Annotated in this window: 21 protein-coding genes; 12 read left to right on the top strand and 9 right to left on the bottom strand. The window is 39.6% G+C overall.

Features of this window, described 5'->3' with window-relative positions; genetic code table 11:
* Positions 1-11: 11 nt before the first annotated feature.
* Positions 12-419 carry a cytochrome c maturation protein CcmE gene (locus AAW12_RS06505; RefSeq protein ID WP_046672794.1) on the bottom strand — a complete coding sequence of 136 codons (408 nt, stop codon included), beginning with the start codon at positions 417-419 and terminating at the stop codon, positions 12-14.
* A 381-nt stretch (positions 420-800) separates the two neighbouring features.
* On the opposite strand from AAW12_RS06505, the gene AAW12_RS06500 reads away from it, so the two are divergent.
* The gene (locus AAW12_RS06500) at positions 801-1,760 is read left to right on the top strand and encodes a lipid A deacylase LpxR family protein (RefSeq protein ID WP_046672793.1); all 960 of its coding nucleotides are present in this window, start codon (positions 801-803) and stop codon (positions 1,758-1,760) included.
* 97 nt (positions 1,761-1,857) lie between these two features.
* On the opposite strand, the gene AAW12_RS06495 is transcribed toward AAW12_RS06500, so the two are convergent.
* Both AAW12_RS06495 and AAW12_RS26720 read right to left on the bottom strand, forming a co-directional pair.
* Positions 1,858-3,108 (bottom strand): dicarboxylate/amino acid:cation symporter, encoded by a 1,251-nt coding sequence (locus tag AAW12_RS06495; protein WP_046672792.1) that lies wholly within the window; start codon positions 3,106-3,108, stop codon positions 1,858-1,860.
* A 10-nt stretch (positions 3,109-3,118) separates the two neighbouring features.
* A complete protein-coding gene (locus AAW12_RS26720) occupies positions 3,119-3,241 on the bottom strand; it encodes a hypothetical protein (RefSeq protein ID WP_262506839.1) in 123 nt (40 codons plus the stop codon).
* Positions 3,242-3,680: 439 nt separating this feature from the next.
* Here AAW12_RS26720 and mnmD point away from each other — a divergent pair, with 439 nt between their 5' ends.
* Positions 3,681-4,346 carry a tRNA (5-methylaminomethyl-2-thiouridine)(34)-methyltransferase MnmD gene (gene mnmD / locus AAW12_RS06485; protein WP_046672790.1) on the top strand — a complete coding sequence of 222 codons (666 nt, stop codon included), beginning with the start codon at positions 3,681-3,683 and terminating at the stop codon, positions 4,344-4,346.
* 71 nt (positions 4,347-4,417) lie between these two features.
* Here the strand turns inward: mnmD and AAW12_RS06480 are convergent, their stop codons facing one another.
* The 5 genes from AAW12_RS06480 to AAW12_RS06460 form a co-directional block, all read right to left on the bottom strand.
* Positions 4,418-5,107, bottom strand: coding sequence for an SMUG2 DNA glycosylase family protein (locus tag AAW12_RS06480; protein ID WP_046672789.1), 690 nt, complete (start codon positions 5,105-5,107; stop codon positions 4,418-4,420).
* A 101-nt stretch (positions 5,108-5,208) separates the two neighbouring features.
* Positions 5,209-5,706, bottom strand: a complete 498-nt coding sequence (locus tag AAW12_RS06475; protein ID WP_046672788.1) for a peptidylprolyl isomerase — start codon at positions 5,704-5,706, stop codon at positions 5,209-5,211.
* 37 nt (positions 5,707-5,743) lie between these two features.
* Positions 5,744-7,744 (bottom strand): thioredoxin domain-containing protein, encoded by a 2,001-nt coding sequence (locus AAW12_RS06470; RefSeq protein WP_046672787.1) that lies wholly within the window; start codon positions 7,742-7,744, stop codon positions 5,744-5,746.
* 77 nt (positions 7,745-7,821) lie between these two features.
* A complete protein-coding gene (locus AAW12_RS06465) occupies positions 7,822-8,544 on the bottom strand; it encodes a hypothetical protein (protein ID WP_046672786.1) in 723 nt (240 codons plus the stop codon).
* Between the two features lie 99 nt (positions 8,545-8,643).
* Entirely contained in the window at positions 8,644-9,474 is an 831-nt protein-coding gene (locus AAW12_RS06460; protein WP_046672785.1) for a hypothetical protein, read from the bottom strand.
* Positions 9,475-9,659: 185 nt separating this feature from the next.
* Between AAW12_RS06460 and AAW12_RS06455 the strand changes: the two genes are divergently transcribed.
* From AAW12_RS06455 to AAW12_RS06425, 7 genes are all read left to right on the top strand, one after another.
* Complete coding sequence (locus AAW12_RS06455; protein WP_046672784.1) at positions 9,660-10,274, top strand: RNA polymerase sigma factor; 615 nt, start codon at positions 9,660-9,662, stop codon at positions 10,272-10,274.
* A 2-nt stretch (positions 10,275-10,276) separates the two neighbouring features.
* The gene (locus tag AAW12_RS06450; protein WP_046672783.1) at positions 10,277-11,287 is read left to right on the top strand and encodes a FecR family protein; all 1,011 of its coding nucleotides are present in this window, start codon (positions 10,277-10,279) and stop codon (positions 11,285-11,287) included.
* Positions 11,288-11,305: 18 nt separating this feature from the next.
* Positions 11,306-13,876: a TonB-dependent receptor gene (locus AAW12_RS06445; protein ID WP_084823097.1), complete on the top strand. Its 2,571-nt coding sequence runs from the start codon at positions 11,306-11,308 to the stop codon at positions 13,874-13,876.
* 5 nt (positions 13,877-13,881) lie between these two features.
* Positions 13,882-14,700: a DUF4249 family protein gene (locus AAW12_RS06440; RefSeq protein WP_046672782.1), complete on the top strand. Its 819-nt coding sequence runs from the start codon at positions 13,882-13,884 to the stop codon at positions 14,698-14,700.
* 103 nt (positions 14,701-14,803) lie between these two features.
* Positions 14,804-15,502, top strand: a complete 699-nt coding sequence (locus AAW12_RS06435; protein ID WP_197083987.1) for an AcvB/VirJ family lysyl-phosphatidylglycerol hydrolase — start codon at positions 14,804-14,806, stop codon at positions 15,500-15,502.
* Between the two features lie 51 nt (positions 15,503-15,553).
* Positions 15,554-18,073, top strand: coding sequence for a DUF5686 and carboxypeptidase-like regulatory domain-containing protein (locus AAW12_RS06430; protein WP_053003547.1), 2,520 nt, complete (start codon positions 15,554-15,556; stop codon positions 18,071-18,073).
* A 115-nt stretch (positions 18,074-18,188) separates the two neighbouring features.
* Positions 18,189-20,759: a flippase-like domain-containing protein gene (locus AAW12_RS06425; protein WP_197083986.1), complete on the top strand. Its 2,571-nt coding sequence runs from the start codon at positions 18,189-18,191 to the stop codon at positions 20,757-20,759.
* A 45-nt stretch (positions 20,760-20,804) separates the two neighbouring features.
* Here AAW12_RS06425 and AAW12_RS06420 read toward each other — a convergent pair whose 3' ends face one another.
* On the bottom strand, positions 20,805-21,296 hold the full coding sequence (locus AAW12_RS06420; RefSeq protein ID WP_046672779.1) for a SixA phosphatase family protein: 492 nt from the start codon (positions 21,294-21,296) through the stop codon (positions 20,805-20,807).
* A 446-nt stretch (positions 21,297-21,742) separates the two neighbouring features.
* Here AAW12_RS06420 and AAW12_RS06415 point away from each other — a divergent pair, with 446 nt between their 5' ends.
* From AAW12_RS06415 to AAW12_RS06405, 3 genes are all read left to right on the top strand, one after another.
* The gene (locus AAW12_RS06415) at positions 21,743-22,972 is read left to right on the top strand and encodes a hypothetical protein (protein ID WP_046672778.1); all 1,230 of its coding nucleotides are present in this window, start codon (positions 21,743-21,745) and stop codon (positions 22,970-22,972) included.
* A gap of 73 nt (positions 22,973-23,045) precedes the next feature.
* The gene (locus AAW12_RS06410; RefSeq protein WP_046672817.1) at positions 23,046-24,083 is read left to right on the top strand and encodes a glycosyltransferase family 2 protein; all 1,038 of its coding nucleotides are present in this window, start codon (positions 23,046-23,048) and stop codon (positions 24,081-24,083) included.
* Entirely contained in the window at positions 24,080-25,342 is a 1,263-nt protein-coding gene (locus tag AAW12_RS06405) for a glycosyltransferase (protein WP_046672777.1), read from the top strand. Before AAW12_RS06410 ends, AAW12_RS06405 begins: the two co-directional genes overlap by 4 nt.
* Positions 25,343-25,346: the final 4 nt, after the last annotated feature.

Here is a 25,346-nt window from a genome sequence, read left to right as displayed (position 1 = left end):
GATTTTACGAATTAATTATTGAAAGCAGTAGCATTGATCTCGGTGACGACCGATTTATCGTTATATTTTGACGGACATTTCATCAATATCTTACTCGCCCTAAACACATTCCCGTCCATTTTTCCTGTCAATACAATCTGCTCTGAACGTTCAATATCTTGAGGTTTGGCCCCTCTAAAAATCACTTCACATTCTGTACCATCGTTGTCGCGCATGAAAAACGAAAATTTGTTGGCGTCAGTCTTGGGATCATAATGAAGTGCTTTGTCTTTATTCAATTGACCTACCACATATAGTTCGGTTTTCTTTTCTTTAGCTTCGGTAAATGTCGAATACGTACTTGAATCGGTATAGATAACAAGTATCATGGCAATTGCGACAGCAATGATAGCGATTAGAATAATTGAACTTTTTTTCATTTGTATTTACTTATTTATAAGTGTCCGAACTCATCGTATCAATGAGCTCGTTTCACTCGGTTTGTTTTTTACCAGTTAATGGCTGTTCCGATCTGTCCGATATCTTCCTATTTTTTTCGAAAGATTATTACCCAAACCTGACAACGTTATGCGCGCTAAAATCCCAAATTGTTTACATTTGACACCTAATCGAATGCAAAATTACAAATAGATTCGCTAAGAAAGGAATAATGCAACTTTTCCATATTATTTATATCTATTCTAAATAGTTTGAATTAATTGGAAAAATAAGCTAGATTCAAATGCTTTTGAATAATTTGAAGTGAAATTTGCTATTTTGGATCTAATGATATCGCATGAATTTTACAATTGCCTGTTAATATGAGTGTTGCTTTGCGATTTTTAGGCCTCTTTTGGGCTGTTATATTTCCCTGTTTTTTTGTTTTTGGACAGGTAAAATTCTGTAATCAGGAAATTGCTGTCCAAAATGACAATGACGTCTATCTCCTGACCGGTCAGGACCGCTATTATACCAATGGTATCAATATAAACTATAGGATTGCGTTGCCGAGGAAACTGGATAAACAGTCTTCAAATACGGTATTGGATTTTGAAATAGGCCAGCGTATTTATAACGGTATCAGTATCATTGACTATAGACGGCAGGAAAAGAAATACGATAGACCGTTTGCAGGTTACCTTTATTTTAGTGCTGGGGTAACGCGATTTTTACCGCAGGATCAGGTCGTCGAGTTCAAGACCGAATTGGCCCAGATCGGTCCTAAATCCTACGGTGAAGAAGCCCAGAAATTTATCCATCATCTATTTGGCATGTATGAGGCAACGGGTTGGGATACGCAGCTTGGAAATTCCTTCGGTATTGATCTAAGTGCAACCTATAAAAAAGGACTATATCGCAGTCAAAACCAGCAATTTGATGTGGGAATTATAGGTGAAGGGACTATTGGACTAAATAATACCAATCTGGGGATTGCGGCTCCACTTCGTTTGGGGAAGCTGAAATCCTATCAGGCATCCACCTTTACACATGGGCATTTGACACAAGGAAGGGCGGACACTGATAAAGAATGGTATTTTGTCTATCAGCCAAGCGTATCCCGTATTTTTTACAGTGCAACCGTAGAAGGAGGGAGAGGTCAAAATGATCCCACAGGCAAGCTATACACTATTCAGCCTTGGATGCTTAGTCACCGCATAGGTTTCAACTGGTCGAATCACAAGATCAATTACGGTATCAATTATATATTCAATTCGAAAGAGCTCAAATCAGTTTTTCATCGGCATCAATATGGCGAGCTGTTTTTTGCCTACCGTTTTTGATCTGCCAGCCATAGATATGACCCATATTGATCCGCTGCGCATTGGTAGAGTCTCCGTTGATCCGCTATCCTTGAAATGCTTGCCGTTTGTAGCCTGTTTAACCTGGATTTTCGGGAATAGGATCGGCCAGTTTTTGCCCGATCAATCTGCTGGTGAGCATAGCGGCTACGGTGTCTCCGGTGGCATTGAGCATTGTTGCGAGGGGATCGACCAAGGTTGCGATAATCATAATGGATGGGATTACCTCGGTTGGCATCTGATAAACCGATATAATCAGCATTTCTCCGATATAGCCACCATTAGGAATGCCGCCGGCCACAATACTGACCAATAAAGTAATTCCTACCGCCATAATCAAATTCGACGGATCAAAAAATTCCTTTCCACTTAATAAAAGTGCGATATAGATTTTAAAGATACAGGCGATTGCAGAACCATGTTTGTGCAGTGTGGTGCCTAACGGAATGACGACACTAGCAACGCTGTCGGGGATGCCAATTTGTGTGGCCGCAAGTAAGTTGGCTGGCATGGTGGCGAGGCTGCTGCAGCTGCTCAATGCAGTTAAGGAAGGTAATATGTTGTTTTGCCAATACCGTTTGACCCCCTTAAGCCCGAATGCTAAAAAAGCGAATAGACTGAATACCGTAAAAAAATACAAGATTCCAAAAAAGTAGTATAGACCGATAGGTTTGGCATAAAAACCAAAGAGCTGCGGGCCCAATGTTCCAACCTGATAGGCAAAATATGCCCCCAAACCAATGGGAGCTAGGTTCATGACCATCACGAGCAGATTTCCCATCACAACGTTGCCTGCGTTTATAAATTTGCGGAAAGTCTCTGCAGATGTTCCCGATTTGCGTGTAGCAATGCCAACGAGGAACGAAAAGATGACAAAGGCCAGCATATTTTGACGTGATAATAAACTTGAAAATTCGCTAACAGTTAAAAAGCGGACCATTTTTTCACCCCAAGAATCATGAGCAACCGTTTCGACGATCTCAGTTGCTTGCTCGATAGGTAATGGAGCATCTACTGGAAAGAGGTAAAGGAAGCAGATGCTTGACAGTCCAGCGACGACAATACCCAACACAAATACGAACGACATCATACCGATGATTCTTCCCAGTACACTGTCGCCATCGATATTGGCAACAGATGAGGATATGGCAAAAAATACCAAGGGTATGACGCTGACAAAGAGTAGGTTTAGGAAAATGTCGCCGATCGGTTTAAGATTGTTGACGATAGGAGGAAAAAAGATGCCGATCAAACTTCCAATACTGATTCCAAGGAGTAGAAGTAAGATACTGCCGTAGTTCTGTACAAAAGTTTTTGTAGCGTATTTCATAGGTGTATGATTAGTTATTTAAAAGGAGTTCATTCGCATGCAAGAACTGCTTATATTGTTTTTGTAATTTGGTCATATTGAGAATATCCAATTCTCCGGCGTTATATGTGCGTGTAAGGTCTGGATATTTCATTAGGTTTTGTGAATATTTCGTGTTTAGATTGCTAAAATACTGTTTTTCTCGAATAGCGCTATTAAAATGAGCTGAATTTATGCGTGTTTGTTCATTTTTGTTTTCCCTTGCTGAAAAAATCCGCTTTTTGTCGGCTGGGCTGTTTTTATTGAAAGCATTTTTTTATAGCGGTACCCATGCCTACTATAGGTTCAGTATTGATATATTTTCATTTGGAAGTCGATGTACTGGTCAATTGCTCGACATCACCTTCAATCTACGCTGATGGATGGTCGTGCTTCTTAAACCATGAGGATTTTGATACGGGCATTGGCTTTTTTATCTTTGGAAAGTAACGGTGAACAGCGTCATGTGGAGGAAGTAGGCCATTTGTTTTGGCAACAACTTCTTTGTTTGAACTTCATGTGTGAAAATTAGAACTTAACGTATTTGTATAAAAATGGAATTTGTAACGACAGGAGATGGTTCGAAAACTTTGTTTAATGCTGAAATAGGTGAATGTTATCATTCGAAACACGGCGCGGTACAGGAAAGCAGGCATGTTTTTATAAAAACAGGGCTTGACCACTATGTACAAACGACAGGAGCCGCCGACGTTGGTATCTTGGAGGTTGGCTTTGGTACCGGTTTGAATTTTCTACAAACAGCCGACTTTCTTAGGGATAAATCTTTTCAGGTGGAATACGTCGGAATTGAAGGATTTCCCCTGCCTTTGTCTACTATTGCTGCAACGGGCTATGATGCGACGGTACACCCAACTGTTTGGACAAGCTATTTGAATGCATACGAGCTGGCTTTGACGGGAAACGTGCAGATTAACGAACAATTAAAACTTCATATTGATCATACCCTGTTGATGAATTTTCAATCGGACCGCTTATTTGACGTCGTTTATTTTGATGCCTTTGCTGCTGTGCATCAGCCTGAGATGTGGAATGATGCTGCCTTGGGGCATATTGCACAGTTTGTTAAACCGGGTGGCGTCTTTGTGACTTATGCGATTACCGGGAACCTCAAACGCAGTATGAAAGCATTGGGATTTACCATAGAAAAGGCACCTGGCGCACCAGGCAAGCGAGAAATGCTGCGTGCCACAAAATTGTAGCGGATGATTCTTTTATAATAGCATCGGAAAAAGTTAATCATACGTTGTTTAGAGTTTACATGTGCGATAACCTAGTCTGTGCTCAGCACGCTGATGTAATTATCGATGTAGTGCAGTTTGTCTTTGGATTTATATTGTTGTATATAGCGCGGGTGGTCTAGAACGGTCATTTTTCCAAACAACTTTTCTTCTTTGTTGATCTTAGCGAGAAAAGCTGCATTTTTCTTTCCGAGCACAAAGACCTCCTCCGTCGCTAGGCCCATAGCGATGTGTTGTTTCAATGAATCAAGCATAAAAGGGCTGACCATGTCGAAGAGTGTTTTATCATCATAGTAGTTTGCATTGATCCAGTTGTTGGGTTTCGTTTCTCGGACAATCGCCAGGGGAAAGGGTGAATTGATATAAAATTGTTTGTAGAAAATATCGGGGCCACCATAGGCTTCGATCATATCGTACATGAACACCGAAGATATTTCATGGGTATATGCAGAATGCATTTGTATGCCACATGCGCTAGCTAGTCTTTTGGTATCCGTAAAAGGAACTCCCGTTACACCTGCCCCGTGTCTGCTCGGATTAATGCCAATAATGAATTTTCTTGTTAGGTTATCATTGTAGTATTTGTGGTAGAACTGTTCCATCACGACCAATGTCTCGGGGTTATCAAGATAGGGGTTAATTACATTGAATGCTGGGGGAAGACTTCCCTGATAATGTAGATGTTTATTGAATAAAACTACTTTTTCCGCAAATGTTAGCATCTTTCGTCTGTTTAAAATAAGATACGATTTTTAAAGAAGTAAAAAACAAAGCCGGGTGTCAATTAACACCCGGCTTTGTTTTTTAGTATTCTGGGTCCGTATTAGTGACCTTGCGTACCGTCTACACCATGCGAGTGTCCGTGAGACAACTCTTCTTCAGTAGCAGGACGTACAGTTAAGATTTCAATATCGAAATTTAATGTTTTACCAGCCATTGGGTGGTTTAAGTCAGCAACAACTACTTCTGGAGTAACCTCAGCTACTACAGCGCGGAATTGGTTTCCTTGGTTGTCTTGTAGAGGCAATACTTCTCCTACTGGAGGTAAACCTGTTTCTTTGAACATATCTACTGGCAATTGTGCGAATGCTCTGTCGTCTTTTTGACCGTAAGCATCATCCGGTGCCAATTCAAATGAAATCTTATCACCAACGTTTAAGTCTGCGATGTTTTCTTCAAATTTAGGTAACATCATACCTACACCATATAAGAAATCTAAAGGTTGTTCTGCAGTTGTTTCTTCAACGAAAACTTTTTCACCGTTTTCTACTGTGTGAAGTCTGTACGTCAATGCTACGACGTCGTTTGCTTTTATAGCCATCTGATTTTGATTTTTGGAAGCCCGAGGCTACCGTTTATTAAATATAATTTATTAACGCTTCTATGGAGTCCTGTGGTAGACTGCAGGTCCTGTTTTTACAAAGATATGCTTTTGTCTCCTTTCCGACTCTATGTTCTAGCAATGGAAGATTTTCTTCCGTACCGCCAAGAACAATTTTGTTAGGAATATAATATTTGCCGAGTTCATTTTTGAAAGCCATCGCTTTATCCCCCGTCAATGCAATTTCATTGATTCCATATATTTCTTCTAGCAATAATATTGCCCAATTTGAATAGGCCGAACCATAAGTCTTGATTTGCGGGAATACATTCGCCAGCAATTGGTCTGTAATGGCGATGTAATTTTCATCGTCAAAAAGTAAACCTAATCGTTTCAATTGGCGAACCATTGTCGACGAAGAGGAAGGGATTACGTTATCCATAATTTCGCTTTTCCGTGCAATAAGTTCCTCCGCCTCCGACGATGTGTAGTAGAATGTTTTTTGTGATCCATCGTAAAACAATGCAATGGCACTATCAGCGAGCTGTCTTGCTTTTGTGAGCCAATTGAGGTCAAATGTGGCCTCATATAAGGCTATAAAGGCTTCAATAGTGAATGCATAGTCGTCTAGGAAACCTGCGATCGCTCTGTTGTTATCTTTTGGTTGGTGCAATAACTGAAGATTGTCTTGAATAAGATGCGTACAGATAAAGTGGGCATTGTTTAAAGCGAGTTCAAGAAAATGGCTGTTCCCAAGACTGTGATAGGCATCTAGGAGTCCTTTTAGAAATAAAGCATTCCAGGTGGTCAGCTGCTTATGGTCGAGTCCCGGACGGATCCGTTGTTCACGATAGTTGTATAATTTTTTCTTTGAAATTTTTAGAAAATCTGCCCATTCGTCAGCTGACATATTGACCTTTACGGCTAACTGGTCTGCATTAATGGCGCAAATTGGGATGTTAGTTTTCTCTTCCGTCCAGTTCCCTGCTTCGGTGATGTTAAAATATTGGCCAAGGAGGGCAGCATCATCGCCCAATACCTCGTTAAATTCAGCCTTAGTGAATGAATAATATTTTCCTTCAATCCCTTCGCTATCTGCATCTAAAGCGCTATAGAAACCATGGTTCGGCGCAAGCATTTCGCGCTCGGCCCAGTCAATCGTTTCCTCGATAATCCGCTTATAGAATGGATCTCGATTTTGTTGATAAGCTTCGGCATAAAGGGATAGTAATTGCCCGTTGTCGTAAAGCATTTTTTCGAAGTGGGGAATATGCCAATAATGGTCAACCGAATAACGCGCAAAGCCACCACCGATCTGGTCGTAGATACCTCCTGATCCGATCTTTTTCAACGTCAAATGAACATGATCCAGGAGTTCCTGATTGTCGGCAAGCACCGCATATTTTAGCAAGAATAACCAATTGTTTGGTAACGGAAATTTGGGTGTTTTTTGATAACCGCCTTCATTTTTATCGAACATCTCGGTCCAAGGGGCAACAATTTCATTTAAGTCGTCGATCGTGTATTGATCGGGGATGGGGTGAATGGGCAGTTGCTCGGCGCGTTGGATGCCGTTGTTTAGTTTTTCAGCATAGTCAAACGCGACTTCGGGTTTCTCCGCCCACATTTGTGCAATTTGCAATAAAATATTCTGCCAGTCGTGCGGTTTGAAATAGGTGCCACCATAAATTGGTCTTCCATCGGGCAGGCAGATACAATTCAATGGCCAGCCGCCGGCATTGGTCATCAGCTGCACAGCAAGCATATAAACTTGATCGATATCGGGGCGTTCTTCACGATCGATTTTGATCGATACGAAAAACGTATTCATGGTTTGGGCGATGGCTGAGTTTTCAAAACTTTCACGCTCCATCACATGACACCAGTGGCAAGCCGAGTAGCCAATGCTTACAATGATGAGTTTATTTTCGTCTTTTGCTTTTTTTAAAGCTTCCGGTCCCCAGGGCATCCAATCTACTGGATTGTGTGCGTGCTGTTTAAGGTACGGTGAATTTTCAAATTGCAATTGATTCGCCATAAGACGAAGGTAGTGAAAATCTGCATCAACTAGCATTGCCTTGCAAAACAATGCTAGTTGATGCAGATTCTTCTACATTAAAAGTGTTTAAATTGGCTGACTAATCGTACATAACCATCTTTGATATGATATTTTTTATTCTTTTCCGTATACCCATTAAGTTCAAACTCGGCTTCCAGTAAATAAAATCCCCTGTCGAGCTTTTCAAACTTCAAAATCGTAAACGTAGCGTCATCCTGGATATTGTTATTCAATTGGACCGGTTTTGTCATGGATCGATTGGGAATGTACGAAAACATAGCTTCTTCCGTTTGAGGAGAAATACTTAGAAATACACCTGAAGTTTTATTTTCACGTGCATAGTCTGTGATAAATTGTTGCGGTCCTGTTGCCAATTGAAATCCATTGATAGGTTGATACACTGTTGCTCCTTCTTGCAATTTCGCTATATTGTATTTTTTAGTAAAACCAATTGTCACATTTGCTTCGCCTGAAAATGCATAACTATATTCAACGAGCAAAGAATCTTTTTCGCCATACCACCAAGTGTTACCGGTGTTATAAGCAAAATGTCTATTGGGCAATTCCTGATTATAGGGTTTGATGTTAATTTGCTTATTACTGTAGCCATTCGCATATCGATCATTAGAAGCATATTTTACGCCGTCAATTGTATATGAAATACTGTCGCTCAACATGAGTTTTGCTTTTGTATTGTCATCAGGATTAACTTCAGGTTGATCTTTTTTGCAAGAAATAAAGAAAAGACCTATTACAGTGAATAAAAAAAATGATTTCATGATTGTAAAATAAATTTGAGGCTTTTATGAAAACTATAAAAATAGCAGTTAAAATTAGCGTGTAAACATGCTTTTGTTTCTCTAATATTAAAACATGTTTTAATATTTAGGCTCTCCGATAATCCTATAATGTTCAATATTATCTTTTGGATAACCTATCAGGGCGACAGCGGTAGATCGGTTTTCCCAGATTGCTACTGTAGTGGCGTTAAACTTATTTTTGAAAAGTAAATTATACTTATTATCTAGTTCAGCTTGGCCATTATTCCCTGCAGAGAGCGAAGGGCTACTATAGGTTTTACTTGCCGCTTCCAGTAAATATTCTTTTTCTTTTTCTGGTGTTAATTTTGCGGATTTATTTTCATAATAAAAATCTATGCTACTATAGGGATATTGTTTTTTTACATAAGTTTGATCAACGCGATAACCTTTGTAGGAGTACGATTGCCCTACAATGCTGCTGCTCGGTGGATTTCCCCAATCGATATTAAAAAAATCTTTTCCGGGAACGGCTCTGATCATAAGCTCAGCTTTTTTGACCACCTTATTGTCTTTGTAAACTAGTAAGTTAAATTTGTATTCCCCAGGTTTGTAAAATGTGACACCTGTCATGGAACGAAAAGGATTAACGCCTGAACTGTAGTGTAAAATATCATCAATATGCCATACAATAGAATCGACAGCCTCTTTATCCAATTGGAAAGTAGTGTAATGATCCGTATGGTCCTCTTTATCATAAATACGGATTTTACCTTCTTCAAATATATTAATCACCCTATTGTCAGTCCAAACATCCATATTTTTGGTCATTCTTGTTGTAAGAGATTCCTCTTCTGGTTTTATTACCGCTGGGTTTTCAGGATAATTTTCTTTGGTACATGAAATGAAAATAAATAAAATTAAACTTATAAAAAAGTGATTTTTTAACATGTTTTGTGATTTTTTGTAAAAATAGAAAATTTATTTAAAATTCACTTAATTGAGTCGCGTTATTGTTTGTTTTTACGTTAAACAGTTTTGGTGACTCATTGAGTTGTAAATTAACTAGATGCATAAAATCTCCATGGAATTTGATTATTTTTACATACGTTTATTATTAGCTTTACCGAAGTCCTATGTCAAATGACGTTGACCTGCTTAAGAAGATAGTCCAAAAAGATCGCGATGCTTTTGAAGCTATTTATAAGAGCCATTTCCGTAAATTGTATAGCTTATCTTTTCGGTACTTGCGTGAGGAGGCCATCGCTGAAGAGCTCACCAACGACGTATTTATGATGTTATGGGAAAATGCAGGCAAGTTGGCTATTAGTCAATCACTGGGAGCTTACCTATCTCGCAGCGTTATCAACCTTTCGCTTACCTACCTCAAAAAGAATCAACGTTTATTGGAACGGAATAACGATTATAGCAAGGAATTGGATCTGACCGATGATGAAGATGAAACTGATCGTGCCGCACTTTACGAATCCAAGTTGTTGATGATCGAAAGTATACTGGAAGGACTGCCGCCGCAGTGTCGAAAAATCGTTCTTATGAGTAAGTACGAGAAGATGAAACAACAGGAAATCGCGGATCAATTGGGAATCTCCATAAAAACGGTTAAAAATCATCTGACCATTGCTTACGATAAAATTCGGGTCGCTTTGGCCAAGCAAAAAACATTTCTGTTGCTTCTCATTGGCTTTTTATTTTTTTCATTAGGACTTTTTGTCCAGTTTATTATCTTATAGTTATGGAAGAAAACAATACTTCAAGATTTATTCCTTATGACTTGATTCAGAAAGAGCTGGATGGGACTATTTCCGAAAGGGAAGGAGTGTTGCTTGGGCGTTGGATTTCGGAGGATGTGGAAAACCACGATCTATACCACGAAGTTAGAAGTATAGCTGACGACCTTATAGTACTGGAATGCTATAAAAAAGTAGATACTGGTAGCCAATGGGAAAAATTTAAAAATCAGTTGGATAAAACAGGGGATCATCAAAAACCGGAGATCGCGACAGCGGTACGAACAATCTGGAAACCCTGGATGAAATTTGTGGCTGCAGCCGTATTGTTCGTGGTCGGTTTTGCCGGTTACCTGAACTTCGACCGTTGGATGGGGTATGAAGTCCGGTTATATGGATCAGTAGCACAGCAGCCTACCCTACTTCCCGATGGTTCGATCATCACACTACAGGCCGGAGCTGAAGCGATGTTCAACAAAAGGACATTTTCGCAGCAAAGAACTGTCGAGCTCAAAAAGGGAAAAGCGCTATTCGATGTCAAACATCAAACAGGAAACTCCTTTGTGGTGGATCTTGAACATAATTATGTACGTGATATCGGCACTACCTTTGAGGTCAATTTACTGAAAGATGATGTCGAAGTATTTGTGAAAGAGGGGGTAGTAGCCTTAAGTAGTGGAAAGGGTGATCATGCAAAAGAGCTTGTTTTACAGAAAAATCAAAAGGGCCTTTATAAAAGACAAACAGCGTCTTTATCTAAAATTGATCTGTCGGTAGACAATGATACTGACGTAGCGCAAAAGCTGAGCTACTCAAATGTTCGGTTGGATAGTATCTGCTCAGATTTGGAAAAGCACTTTCGGGCGAATATAACTGTCGTTGGAGATAGTTTAAAAGCACGGAAGCTCAGCATGTATTTTGATGGGCAGACGCTCAATGAGATCGTTCAGATTCTTTCCAAAACCTTAAATGTGAAATGGAAAGCTGGTAAAAAGGGATATAGTATCTACGAATAGACTCTTCGCGTTGCTGATATGAAAGATAGGATCCTGTATCGTCTGCTCTTTTTCTGCTGGTTAGTTATGGTTGTATGTGCGAAAGCCATCGGACAGAGCTCCCCTGCTGAATTACGGATTTCAATTGACACGCACAACAAACAGATCATTCAGATACTTACCGAAATTCATAAAACATACGATATATCCATGTCCTATGATGAGCAGATTTTTAACAAGGACATCATCTATAGTCGTTCGTTTGACAAATCCAATTTGGAAGAAGTTCTTAATTATTTGCTGAAAGATTCCAATGTTGGATTTACAATTATCAATAGGGCGCTGATCTTCTATGAGGAAGATAAAACTTTTACCATAAAAGGACGTGTTGTGGACAGTCTGAGTGGTGAAAACCTGATTGGTGCCACTTTGTTGATCGCGGAGAAAGGTAAAAGTAGTTTAAGTAATAAATATGGGTTTTACTCGCTGACATTACCACGGGGCGAATACAGTTGTTATGTAAGTTATCTGGGCTATAAAACAAGGGTGGTCTCATTAAATGCTGCGTTAGAAAATAATTACCTGGTCATTAAGCTCGCTCCGGTAGATTTCAACTTGAGTGAGGTGGTGGTCAATGTGGATTCTTCCTTGACTGCGCAGCACATGGGAAGTTTCACCGATAAGATCAATTGGACCCAAACACGAAGAAATGCTTTTTATAAAGGCGAGGCTGATATCATGAAGGTATTACAGATGCAAAATGGGATTAACGGATTAACAGAAGGTGGCAGTAATCTTTTTGTAAGGGGAAGCGGTAAAGACCAGAATCTTATTTTGCTCGATGAAGCTGTTGTTTATAATCCATCGCATCTATTCGGTTTAACCTCGGTGTTTAATTCGGATATCTTGAAGAATACCCAGCTTTATAAGGATGCTATCCCTGCAAATTTAGGGGGACGTCTTTCTTCCATTATGGATATGAGTACCAGAGATGGCGATGCCAATGCTTTTCATGTTTTTGGTGGATCAAGTCTATTGATTGCTCGGGTTGGTGCTGAGGGACCATTTATAAAAAAAGGAAAAGGTGCTTTCATTGCCACTGCACGGGGAAGTATATTAAATGCTTTTAATACAGATTATCGGCTGTTTAATGTCAAAGGTAAGTACAGTGACTATAACGTGAAGTTCAACTATACATTTGACGAGAAAAATCGGGTTTATCTTTCGGGTTACTATGGGCAAGATAAAGTTATTTCACCGAATAAGAATACCAATCGTTGGGGTAATTGGACCTCTACTTTGCGGTGGAACCATGTGCATAGTGACCGATTATTTATGAACCTTTCGGCTATATTCAGTGATTATCATAATAAATTGGATGTCAGTAAACCCGAATCGAGTGACAATCAGATCTGGTTGACACGGATACGCGACTTTAGTTTGAAATCCGATTTTACGTATTTTATGGGATTGGACCGCACCTTGGATTTTGGTCTCCAGGGTACCTTACATCGTTTTAATCCCGGGGAGATATCACCGGTAAATTCAAATACGGAGGATAATATCTTTAGGGCCCAGGCCTATGATTATACGGGTTATATTTCTTTTAACTGGAAGATTGATTCAGCCTTCCGGATTGTTGCGGGAATGCGGGCAAATACCTTTTTTAATGCCTCCTTTGGACGCTATTATTTATTGGATGGCAGCTCGTATAAGCCGTTGTCAAACGATGCTGACAAGAAAAAATCGTATTATGGTTTAGAGCCACGCCTGTCTTTGCAATATAAAATGAGCAATGATTATGCTTTCCGACTGGCTTATAATCGGAGTTATCAATATTTGCAGTTATTACAGAACGATGAACTTGCTTTTTCCTCGTTGGAAGCGTGGGTACCGGCGGGATTAAATATTAAACCACAATATGTTGATGCGATTTCTTTTCGTATCAACAGATTATTGTATCGTGGAAATATCGGACTGGAAGGGTATTGGAAGAGAATGGGCAATCAGGTCGAATTGATCGATCATGCACAGTTAATACTCAACCCATTTATCGAAACACAGCTGCGCCAAGGAAAGGGGCGTGCCTATGGACTAGAATTATCCGTCAATCAGCGTATCGGTGAGTTTTCGGGCAGTATTTTCTATAGCTGGTCCAGATCGTTTCGGAAGATCAACGGCATCAATAAAGGAAAAGAGTATGCAGCCAATTTCGATATTCCACATGTGCTTAAGAGCAACTTGTCCTACGATTTGGGGAGGTCGGTGCGTCTCAGTGCTTTTTATACGATTCATACAGGGAGACCTTTAACCTATCCAATAGGATTTATGGAATATGAGGGGATATATGTTCCAGTGTATTCAAGTCGTAATTCCCATCGCATGCCTACGTTTAGTCGTTTTGATCTAAATTGCTCGGTAGATTTGGAAACCATAAGGCAGCGAGAGCGAGGAAGAAGACACACCTTGAATTTTGGATTATATAATATATTTGATCAGCGCAATCCACTTTATTATAGTTTCTCCGAAGATAGCAATGGGAATTTGGCAATTCAGAAAACATCCTTTTCTGGGCGGGTTCCCTCGATTAGTTACACCATGAGATTTTGATTGATATGAGATTCTTATTGATTATAGTTGCTTGTTTTTTAGTGGTTTCTTGTCAGAAGTCAGCTGTAGACGAGGGGCAATCGTACGATATGATTGTTGAAGGCGGGATTAATACCATGTACAAAGAGCAGTATATCCAATTAAAGAAATTGGATGGGCTAAAGTCTAATTCAGGGACTATTGGGATTAGCGGAGCCACCGTCCGCGTAACCAATGGTCCCAATACGATTGAATTCAATGATTTGGGTGAAGGGCTTTACTATGGGGAGCTGTTCAACCTCAAGGACACCGTAGGAAATGTATTTCAGCTTACGATTACTTTGAATGGGAAATCATATGAAGCACAGGATCAATTGATACCCGTGATACCGATTGAAAATGCCTTTCTGCCGGTAGAAAAAAATAACTTGAATGGCAAATGGGGGGTAAAAGTCAGTAAACATCTGTTCGGGATGCGAACCTCTAATAAATGGCTTATTATGCCGCAAAAGGATTTTTCCGAAGACGATATCTCTTCTTTTCGATCTCCTTTTAGTTATAGTTATCGTTTGGGCGCGCCCAACGTACTGAACAACTTACTTGGGAAGACCTACAACTATGAAGTATCGTTGAAGGACAGTTTAATCGTCTCTAAGTTTTCTGAATCGCCACGTTACTCCCGTTTTATTTATAATCTATTTCAGGAGACAGAATGGAAAGGTTTATTGTCTGCAGTACCTGCTAATGTCGAAGGTAACATTTCAAACAATGCTCTTGGCTTTTTTTATGTGATGGACGGTGTGCGTAAATCTATTCCAATAAAGGACATTAGAACCGGTAAATAGTGTCAGAGGAAAGGATTTCACGGCGTATTTATTAATGAATCATCCCAGGTGGTCACAGGCATTGTTATTATTCAAAGCAAATATTTACACATATTATATACACATGAACACTGCACATTATAAAGCAGATAGATTATTGCTATTGCTATTTTTTTGGCTAAGTCTTGCCCTAAAACCAGTACACGCAGAAGTACTGCCAAGTTACGTTATTCCACTTAAAGATGCCAATAACAAACAAAAAACAATGCTTGTATTTATTACGGGTGATGGCGGTTATAATGATTTTAGTAAAAACCTGTTAGCTTACTTTTCGCTCGATGGATATCCTCGTTTGGTCATCGATGCAAAAAAATATTTCTGGAAAAAGAAAACACCACAAGAAGCGGGCAGGGAATTCGAACGATATATTGACCATTTCAGAAAAGAATGGGATTGTGACCAGATTTATTTGATAGGACATTCATTTTCTGCGGGAGTGTTGCCCTTTGTCCTGAATAATTTTTCGGATCCATTGAAAAAAGCTATCCGGCATGTTACCTATTTATCACCCGATCAGTACGCGAGCTTTGAGGTGACCGTATCGACAATGCTCAACTGGAAACAGAAAGCCAATGGCTATGAGGTACTTGCTGAAGTGTTGAAGCTAAAGCAAATCCCTTCGACTTATGTTTTTTGTAAAGAGGGCGAAGAAGATCTCGTGAAAATGTTTCGTAATGCGGGATTAAAGGTCGATGTATTGGCTGGACCGCATAATTATAATCGTGATTTTAAGACGATTTATAATACTGTGCGATTAAGATAGCAATCGCACTAGGACTTTTTTATAAAAACCTTGTCATCCTACTGAATTTAGATGCAAGGTTTTTTTATGCAATATCGTTTCTTATTGGTTTTACTGTTCTTTACTTCTCGACTATTTGGACAAGGAGCTTCATTAACAGGAATTGTCCTCGATGCCTCATCAGCAAAACCCATTCAAGGTGTTACTGTAACGCTTTCCCACACGGCCAGATCTGTAGCAACAAATAAAGAGGGGCATTTTCAACTATCATCCGTGCCTGACAACTGGGAATTATTATTTAGTGCCGTTGGCTATAAAAAGCAGTTGTTCCCGATGAGTGTCGCACAGGGCAAGAAGGTTCTTATTATCCGTTTGGAAGATGAACAACAAAGTCTTGATGAAGTTGTCGTGAATGCGCCTAAAAAGAGGAAATACACGAATAAACATAATCCAACAGTCGATTTAATCCGTAAAGTAATTGAAAAAAGAGACGAAAATAATGCCCTAAATGGGGCCGCAGGGAGCTATCAGGAATATGAGAAGCTATCGATGTCCCTGTCTATCCAAAATCAAAAGGTGGATAAATCCCGCTTACTCAAACGTTTCGGATTCTTGAAACAGGGGATGGATACGCTAAAGTATCCGGGGAGATCGCTGGTACCCATATTCATGGATGAAAAAATCGGTCAGCGAAAATTGGATGCCGCTAAAGGTAATAACTTTGTTTTACTGGGGGAGAATCAGTCGCGCGTAGATCAGTACCTGGATGAAGACGGTATTGATGAGTATCTGGATAAAATCTATGGCGAAACAAATATCTATGATACGGATGTCTCTATTGGGAATAGACGTTTTTTGAGCCCTATCGCGACGTTGGGACCTTCGTTTTATAAATATTACCTGGTTGACACCTTGAAGGATAGTAAACCTTGGCATGCCAAAATACGCGTAGAACCACGCAATAAAGAGGATGCACTTTTTTCAGGCTTCATCTATATCCGCTTAGATGGGAGTTATGCCTTAGATCAAGCGGAGCTGACCATCAACGAAGCGACCAATATCAATTGGGTAAAGGGGTTAAATATTGTTTTAAATTATTCGGAGAATCAAGCGCATCGTTTTTTTCTGAGTAGGGGAGTCCTGACGATAGACCTAGGGATTTTTAAGGATGGTATGGGTTTGTTTGGGGAGAAAGTAACCAGCAGATCACCTTCCAGTGAAACACAACTCGCTGTTAATGGTAAAGCATTGACACGAACAGGACCACAGAATCCGAATGGAATTGACTGGAATCTTGCGAGACCTGAGAAACTGAGTAAGCTGGAGGCGCAGGCCTTTACGAATATCGATAGTTTAAAACAATCAAAATCTTTCAAAAATCTGATGGCATTGGGCTCCTTTATCATGTCGGGGTATTATGGCCGCGGTGTTATCGAAATAGGGCCAGTACCTTCATTCTATAGTTTTAACCCTGTCGAAGGAAGCCGATTTAAATTTGGGGGCAACACGACGGATATTTTTAGCAAGACATTGGTCCTGGATGGTTATGGTGCCTATGGTACGAAAGATAGGCAATGGAAATATAATATGGGGGCTACTTACTCCCTTAACGGTGCATCGGTATACAAATTTCCGGTAAAGTTAGTCTCCGCTAAGGTTAGTAAAGAGGTGCAGGTGCCGGGCCAGGATCTCAATTTTATTGACAATGACAATTTTTTGCTTTCATTCAGAAGAGGGGAAAATGACAAAATGTTTTATCTACAGCGGAGGCAGATCGAATATTGGCAGGAGTTTGAAAACCATTTATCCTTTAAAGTGGGGTTCTTCAATCAAATCCTTAGCCCGGGTGGTATCTTAACATTTGACCGTCGCGCTTTTAGAAGAAGTAACGGCAATGAGCTGTGGACTTCTGCTTTCACCGGAGAGATTCGCTGGGCTCCACATGAGAAATTATACCAGGGAAAACGTTATCGACGTATCATCAATACGGGCCAACCAATTTTTACCTTAGCCGCACAGGTTGGTGTGAAAGGTTTATTGGGTGGAGATTATAACTACCAACGTTTCATATTAAATGCCAATAAGCGATTTTTTGCGTCCCAATTTGGTTTTGCCGATATCGTATTTGAATCGGGTATCCAATTTGGAAAGGTTCCCTATCCGCTGATGATTATTCATCGGGCAAATCAAACGTATTCGTACCAGCTCAACTCCTACAATTTGATGAATTCGATGGAATTTATGAGCGATAAATATACATCACTATTGCTTCAACATTCATTTAATGGTTTTTTTCTGAATAAAGTTCCGCTTTTAAAAAAACTGGATCTCCGGGAGATTGCCTCTGTAAAGATGTTGTATGGCGCTGTTGATGCCTCCAACAGATACACAAAAAATTTTGATGAATTGCCCAAGGATCCGCGCGAACCGCAGCTGTTCTCGCTTAATAATGGGGCCTATATAGAAGGTAGTGTTGGGCTGAGTAATATCTTTAAAATTTTACGGGTCGATCTGGTTCGCCGTTTTACGTACCTGGATAATCCGGGGGTATCTCCATGGGGTGTGCGGGCAAAGATCGGTATTGATTTTTGATGCTTGAAAAAAGACAAATTGGATTGGGACTATTTTGAGGAAATGATGTCATTAGTAAAAGTGGTTTAGAAAAACGAAATAATTGGGTTTGTCAATTCGAGAGGTAATTATGCTGATGAAAAACAAGATGTTGATCTGGAAATCCTTGTTGGGCCTATTGGTCATTTTGGGTGCTGTATATTTTTTTGCAAATCAAAGACAGGAGCTAGCATCGTCGGTAGGGCTTATCCAGTCAAGCTCGTTATTTTGGGTGGCAATCGGGATTGTGGTTTCTTTGGCTTATATCGCCATGCAAGGTTTGGTCTATGTCTATAGTTTTAGGTCTTTGCAACAGAAACTATCACTGGGTGGGGCTACTCGCCTATTTCTAAAGAGAAACTTTATCAGTGTTTTTCTTCCAGTAGGTGGATTTACCTCCCTGGCTTTCTTTAAGAAAGAGGTCAATCAGGAGGGAATTGATGATACAAACACCAATCTTTCTTCGGTTATCTACGCAGTTATTAGTTTAGTATCCTTATTTATCCTCTGTCTTTTTGTTTTTCTGTTTGTTGGAATCGCAGGTCTTGATATGCAAATCATTGGGATTTTGCTTGTTTTTAGCGTCCTACTGCTGGGATTTGGTTGGTACTGCAGCTCATTTTACCGTGGTGGTGGAGCCTACAATTTTACCGTACGTCATTTCCCTTCCGTTGCTAATACCTGGAATGAACTCCATAAAAAAGGCGTAGATTTTTGGGCTGTATTGCAAAGTCTCCTTTGGGCGACAGTCATTGAGCTCGTCGGGATTTTGCATATCTATATTGCTATGCTTGCTTTAGGCTTTGAAACATCGTTATTGGCCTGTACAGTAACCTATGCTGTCGGAACCTTGGTCTATTGTTTTTCACCGTTGATGAAGGGGGTTGGACTTATCGAGGTGTCGATGGTTGTCATTCTGTGTAAGTTTGGCTACAACGAAGAACAGGCGATTTCTATATCCTTGTTATATCGTTTATTTGAGTTTTGGGGCCCGTTGGCATTGGGTGGAATTAGTTTCTTTGTGAATAAGAACAACATCTTTGTTCGGATACTTCCATCTGTTTTTATTTTTGTGATGGGCCTTATTAATATCATCTCGGTCTTAACGCCGGCTATCCATAGCCGTATAACGGCATTAAAGCAATTTATATCTTATGATGCATTAAATTTTTCAAATGCAGCGGTACTTTTCTTCGGTATATTGCTGGTGATGTGTTCGGGCTTTTTGTTGAAGGGGCTACGTATGGCTTGGTATGTTGCGGTTGCGTTATGTTCACTTTCTATTGTTGCCAATCTTTCCAAAGGGTTGGATTTTGAAGAAGCCTGGTTTGCTTTTTTGGTGTTGCTGATGTTACTCTATTCATCGAAACATTACTTTGTGCAAAGTAACAGAAGACTCAGCTCTTTAAATCTCAGCTTGGTTTTGTGGCTTATTGGGGTTGTACTTCTGTATGGTATTACAGGCTTTTATTTCTTGAATGCGAAGCATTTTAATACAGACTTTACTATTGTAAATGCGGTGAGCAATACATTGCACGGTTTTATACTGCTCAATGGTGATGTTGCAGAGCCGCAGACTGCCATAGGACAGTACTTTTTATATTCTATCAATTTTTTTAGTGTGATCAGTCTTTCAGCATTATTCTACTGGATGGTCAACCCATGTCAGTTGGCGGACGAAGAAGTTGAGGGACAGATAGAAATCGCGCAGCACATTTTGGAGCGTTATGGTAAATCACCTGTCGATTACTTTAAGACCTATGGCGATAAAGATCTTTTCTTTAACAAGGAGCTGACGGGGTTTATTGCGTATAGAAAATGTTATGGCTTTGCGATAGTGCTCGAAGGTCCCGTTTGTGAAGATACTGAAGATGCCATGAAAGAACTGATAAATGCATTTGAACACTATTGCCGCAAATCGAGTTTAAAAACAGCTTATTACCGCGTTGACGGTAGACATTTGGGGGTTTTTAAGCAGTTGGGCAAAAAATCTTTTCTGATTGGAGAAGAGGCCATTGTCAATGTCGATAATTTTTCGCTGGAAGGAAAGAAACGCAAATCACTCCGGAATGCGGTGAATAGCATTGAAAAGAAAGGCTTTGTTTCGAATTTATATCGGGCGCCGTTATCCAATGGTTTGCTTCAGAAATTACAGGTTGTGTCGGATCATTGGTTAAGAGACATGAAGCGTTCAGAACGTGTTTTTTCTCAGGGCATGTTTGACGTTGGTAAGATTAAAAATAGCCATGTAATTACTTTGGAGGATAACGAAGGGCGCATTTTGGCCTTTTTGAATATCATTCCCAATTATGCTCCGGACGAGGCGACGTATGATCTTATACGGAAATTGCAAGATGCACCAGGTGGAAATATGGATGTATTGATTATCCGTTTTTTAGAATATTGCAAAGAGGAAGGTTATTCTTTTCTCAATATGGGACTGGCTCCTTTTTCGGGATTTGACAAGAAAAAAGGGCTTGTTGAACGTTTGATCAGTTTTCTATATGAAAATAATCCTTACTTCCGTCAGCCAAAGGGCTTAAAAGAATTTAAGGAAAAATTTGATCCCTGCTGGGTCGAGAAATTTGTGGTGTATTCACATGATTTGGATTTGATTTCAGTGCCTTTGGTGATTGATAAGGCAATGAAATCAAATGCGGGTAAGTAATCAGCAGATATTAGCTGAAAATAAGTTTGTTCTTTGAATAGAATTTTAATCAATTATTTGCACAAGATCGGCACAATTGCCGCTGAGCATATGAAAGGTGAAGCCACCATCAAGTCTTATCTCTGCACAGGATGAGGTGCGTAAGTAGGCTGCTTTTCGGGTCAGGTATTCCACTAGATCAGTCAACGTGGGATTGTGCCCAAAGAGCAGGACATGATTGACATGATCGGGGATTGCATTGATGATGGACAGCATATGCTTGTACGTACATTCATAAATTGTTTCTTCAATTTGAATATCAAAAGAAGAGGAACCCATGACGTCTAGAAAAATACGCGTTGTTTGGAGTGCGCGATTGGCTGGCGAACTGATCACCATACTGTTTTCATCTAGGGTCAATTTTGCGGATAGCTTAGCCGCAACTTGTTTGGCGTGTTGTATACCGTCGGATGTAAGCGCACGATCAAAGTCGTTGATGCCCGGAATAGTTTCGGCTTTGGCATGTCGGATGATATAAAGTTTTTTACTGTTGTCCATGATTAAAATTTTTGATTCTTAATACCAATATAGATAATAACGCTTGATGTTCCTGTTCATTGTGTTTGCACAATGAGCAGGCTTGCGTATGAATACAAATAATAATACAGTAAGTTTTAAAAAGTAGATTACGTTATGAATAGTTTTTTTACCTCAAGTGATACGTTTAATGTCGTGTCAAAGCTAAAGCATTGTGGTTTTTTTAGTGCCTATAACGGCAAAATGAAAGTCTTGATAACGAATTTTTTAGATTGATTTTGGGTCTTTGTTGTCTTGGTGATTTAAAAAACAAAATCGTTGTTTTACTTTGATAAAATTATGCTAATTTCGCAGCGAAAAACAATAATTTGTTTTATCCAGCTATTTGCCGTCAGCTTATTTTATTTATTGAAAAACATCGTTAGCGAAGTTGCATTTTTTTTGTTTCTACCGTTTGATATTTACTTATGATTCGTAATTTTTTGATACTTCTTTATGGAAGTATTATCCTCGTGGCTTGCCACCGTCCAGAGGACTTTTTTGCGCAGGATGTTGAAGCTCCTATTTGGACTGTTGAGCCCATTGATTCAGTTACTTTTGATAGTGATGAAGGTTTGGTCAATATACATACTGTTGCTGACGCTAATTTTAAAGGCCTAAAAAATGCCAATGATTTTATAGATATCTCGGGTGCAAATGCCAGTTATTGTCATCCAGATGTTCTCTATTTTCCAAATAAGCTGAATGGATATAAGTATTGGATGGTTTTTACGCCTTATTTTGGCGCAGTTGGAACGAATCAAAATTCAAAGAAATTTGAAAATCCAAGTGTTGTTGTATCCAATGATGGTCTTGATTGGGTAAATCCTCCGGGATTGAGCAATCCAATTATCAATGCTCCCTTTCCGACAGAAAGTTTCGGTGAAAACAAGGTTGATCCGATTCAAGGTTTCTGGTCAGATGTCGATTGGATATACTTAAATAATCAGTTTTATCTTTACTATAGGGGTAGTTTTATCACTGCGCAGGCTTTGAAAGGCAAATGTGTGTTAAGTAATACCAATTTTGATCGATTGAAGCAAAATGCACATCGCACCATTGTACAACAAACCTCTACAGATGGTATAAAGTGGTCGAATTTGAATGTCGCCTTTACCAGCAACCCACCGTTTACGCCCAAAGATGATCATCTATTGTCTCCCTCCTTTATCCATGACGGGAAGGAGTTTTTGAGTTATGAAATTGAGCTGAATTTTAATTCGAAAAATTTTAAAGGTAAAGACCCTTCTTATGTTGTTCGTAGAACATCTACCGATGGCATTAATTTTACAGGATTTAAAGAAAGCAAAATCATAAATTTTCTAAATAGACCCTGGTTAAAAGAGGGACGAGTAAATTCACCATGGCATATTCAGGCCACATTTGCCGATGGTTATTATTTTCTCTGTATTGCAGTGGGAGATGTGAAACGATATACTGCGGAACTGTTGTACATTGGGTATTCTAAAGATGGATTAAATTTCAAAGTATTACCGAAGCCGCTGTTGAAAAATAATGCGTATCGAAGTTCAATTTTTCCAATGGGCAGCAACGAGTCTTTAATTAAGATGGGAGCAATGATCGGTAATAAATCTGGGGAGTTTAGATACCGGGAATTTACGTTAAACAAAGACAATATTGAGAAGTCACTAAAATGATTTCAGCCTTTAATATATCATTTCTGTTACTATTTTTGTATATTAAAGATTAATGATGGTAAAAAATGGTTGTATGGATTGTCCTCGTCCGGTTGCTGTTTCGGTAGTTATACCGGTATACAATGTCGAAAAATATTTAGACGAGACGATCCAAAGTGTGCTTGATCAGGAATTACAAGATTTCGAAATCATACTCGTTAATGATGGTAGCAGTGATTCTTCGGCTGAAATCTGCCGGAAGTATGCATCATTGGATGCTCGCATTTATTTTTTTGACCAGGAAAATTCGGGCGTTTCTGTCGCTCGAAATAACGGCCTCATTCATGCGAGCGGAGAATATGTCTATTTTTTAGATTCTGATGATACTATTGAACGCACCTTTTTGTCAGCTTCTTTAGCGATTGCTAAACAGCAAAATTTTGATTTGCTGATTTTGGGGGAGCCTTATTGTTCCCGTGCGCCACGTTTGACTGCTGTACCGACATGCGGTTTGCTGACCAAAAAGACCTTATTGGACACTTATCCCCATATCCGTTTTCCTGAAGGAATTCAGCCCTGCGAGGATGGCTTGTTTTCACATCGTCTCTTTTTGATGACCGATAAGATCGGATTCAATCCGGCGGCAGTATATTTTTATAGACAGCACGAGAATCAAAATCATACGCAAATTAATCGGCAGACGGATCGCTTATTGAAACAGATCCCAATATGGTTAGAACTGTTGAAGGAGTTTTATAAGGAACATGATCTTTTTGCTTCAAAAGCCTTAAAACTAGCGCTATTTATCGAACATGAACCTTTTGAGTTTCGCTATTTAAAAATGGCATTTAATGATCTTGAGAAGGAAGAGCTGTTTAAGTTATTGCAAAATTTTATGCAAGTATATGTAAGCCCACATCTTACCAAAGCCGATAAAGAAATATTAACGGTGCCTTTTAGCTATTTTGTAGAAGCTCGAGATCATAGGGATTTTGATACGTTTTACGTAGATTATTGTAAAAGGAGAGCTGAAAAATTGAAGCGAGGCTTATTTTGGGTGAGGTTTATTCCAATTGCTGGCCTAAGAAGAAAAGTCCGTCAAAGGATCAGAAATAAGTATCTCGACGTATGAAGATTTTACTAATACAACATTTGTATTTTTTAAATGGAATAGGAGGCACGGAAAAGATATGTTCTACGTTAGCGAACATACTGAGTACAAATGGATATGTAGTGGAGATTGCAACCAATGAAAACATAAAAGGCTCCCCAGTTTTTCCGCTGCATAAGTCGGTGAAAGTGACGAATATCTTTGACGCTAATTTGGAGCAGAAGCTCGAGCTTCCTATTTATAACTATAAGGGGACGAATCCACTTTTATGGTTGAAATACAAGGCCCGCAAAAAATACAGCAAGTGGTATAACCGCCGATTGAAGCAACGGATGGGGGGGGAAGCTAAATTATTTCAATTTAATCTGCGAAAGCGGGCGATTTTATGGAAAGATTATATCGACGGACTAAAGCCGGATTTGATTATTACCATGTCCATTGGCTCACTTCTAGAGATTACTTATGGAAATACACTGTCAATCCCCATTATAGATTCGGTCAATGGAAGACCTGATTACGATTATACCAATGTTCTGGGCGGGAGAAAAGCCTATATGGTTGATTTGTTAACGGCTAGTTTCGATCATCTAGATGGTGTTCAGATCTTATTTGATAGCTATCGGGATTTTCTACCGTCTAATTTTTCGGGACAATGCGACGTTATTGCCAATCCAATCCAGCAGGTAGATCCTCACGATTTAGTTATCCATGACCGTATCAAAGAAAGATATAAGATTATTCATGTTGGGCGTTTGGATACAGAATGTAAGCAGCAGCATGTTGCCATTGCAATTTTTGCTGACCTGGCAAACAAATATCCCAATTGGGATTTGGAGTTTTGGGGGATAGGTCCAGACTTTGATCGATTGAATACACAAATTTGTGATCTTGGATTGGCTGAACGGGTCTTTCTTCGTGGATTCACCGACAATCCCTTGATAAAGATGCGGGATGCGGATATTTTTATTTTCCCCAGCAAATATGAGGGGTTTGGACTGGCCTTGGCAGAAGCCATGTCAATAGGCCTGCCGAGTATCGGCTTTTCTACTTGTTCCGGGGTAAATGAATTGATCAAACACAGTCAAAATGGTTTTTTAGCATTGGATGAACAGCAGATGGCGCTGTACCTCGAACAATTGATCATGGACCCTTCGCTACGTTCGAGACTTGGCGTTCAAAGCAATTTGGCAATGAAGGCGTACAGTTTTGAAAATATGGCTAAAGGGTGGTTAAATTTAGTGGAAACTGTTACAAGAAGTTTGGGGGTGAAGGCGAGATGATTCA

This window comes from Sphingobacterium sp. Ag1 (assembly GCF_000988325.1).
Taxonomy (GTDB): domain Bacteria; phylum Bacteroidota; class Bacteroidia; order Sphingobacteriales; family Sphingobacteriaceae; genus Sphingobacterium.
This window is presented reverse-complemented; position numbering and strand designations above follow the sequence as displayed.

Bases quoted from the DNA above. Each gene is read 5' to 3' on its own strand.
- AAW12_RS06500 (WP_046672793.1), top strand. From the start codon at position 801: ATGAGTGTTGCTTTGCGATTTTTAGGCCTCTTTTGGGCTGTTATATTT.
- AAW12_RS06505 (WP_046672794.1), bottom strand. From the start codon at position 419: ATGAAAAAAAGTTCAATTATTCTAATCGCTATCATTGCTGTCGCAATT.
- AAW12_RS06475 (WP_046672788.1), bottom strand. From the start codon at position 5,706: ATGGCTATAAAAGCAAACGACGTCGTAGCATTGACGTACAGACTTCAC.
- AAW12_RS06455 (WP_046672784.1), top strand. From the start codon at position 9,660: ATGTCAAATGACGTTGACCTGCTTAAGAAGATAGTCCAAAAAGATCGC.
- AAW12_RS06495 (WP_046672792.1), bottom strand. From the start codon at position 3,108: ATGAAATACGCTACAAAAACTTTTGTACAGAACTACGGCAGTATCTTA.
- AAW12_RS26720 (WP_262506839.1), bottom strand. From the start codon at position 3,241: ATGAAATATCCAGACCTTACACGCACATATAACGCCGGAGAATTGGAT.
- AAW12_RS06425 (WP_197083986.1), top strand. From the start codon at position 18,189: ATGAAAAACAAGATGTTGATCTGGAAATCCTTGTTGGGCCTATTGGTC.
- mnmD (WP_046672790.1), top strand. From the start codon at position 3,681: ATGGAATTTGTAACGACAGGAGATGGTTCGAAAACTTTGTTTAATGCT.
- AAW12_RS06440 (WP_046672782.1), top strand. From the start codon at position 13,882: ATGAGATTCTTATTGATTATAGTTGCTTGTTTTTTAGTGGTTTCTTGT.
- AAW12_RS06415 (WP_046672778.1), top strand. From the start codon at position 21,743: ATGATTCGTAATTTTTTGATACTTCTTTATGGAAGTATTATCCTCGTG.
- AAW12_RS06460 (WP_046672785.1), bottom strand. From the start codon at position 9,474: ATGTTAAAAAATCACTTTTTTATAAGTTTAATTTTATTTATTTTCATT.
- AAW12_RS06445 (WP_084823097.1), top strand. From the start codon at position 11,306: ATGAAAGATAGGATCCTGTATCGTCTGCTCTTTTTCTGCTGGTTAGTT.
- AAW12_RS06420 (WP_046672779.1), bottom strand. From the start codon at position 21,296: ATGGACAACAGTAAAAAACTTTATATCATCCGACATGCCAAAGCCGAA.
- AAW12_RS06410 (WP_046672817.1), top strand. From the start codon at position 23,046: ATGGATTGTCCTCGTCCGGTTGCTGTTTCGGTAGTTATACCGGTATAC.
- AAW12_RS06465 (WP_046672786.1), bottom strand. From the start codon at position 8,544: ATGAAATCATTTTTTTTATTCACTGTAATAGGTCTTTTCTTTATTTCT.
- AAW12_RS06470 (WP_046672787.1), bottom strand. From the start codon at position 7,744: ATGGCGAATCAATTGCAATTTGAAAATTCACCGTACCTTAAACAGCAC.
- AAW12_RS06435 (WP_197083987.1), top strand. From the start codon at position 14,804: ATGAACACTGCACATTATAAAGCAGATAGATTATTGCTATTGCTATTT.
- AAW12_RS06480 (WP_046672789.1), bottom strand. From the start codon at position 5,107: ATGCTAACATTTGCGGAAAAAGTAGTTTTATTCAATAAACATCTACAT.
- AAW12_RS06430 (WP_053003547.1), top strand. From the start codon at position 15,554: ATGCAAGGTTTTTTTATGCAATATCGTTTCTTATTGGTTTTACTGTTC.
- AAW12_RS06450 (WP_046672783.1), top strand. From the start codon at position 10,277: ATGGAAGAAAACAATACTTCAAGATTTATTCCTTATGACTTGATTCAG.
- AAW12_RS06405 (WP_046672777.1), top strand. From the start codon at position 24,080: ATGAAGATTTTACTAATACAACATTTGTATTTTTTAAATGGAATAGGA.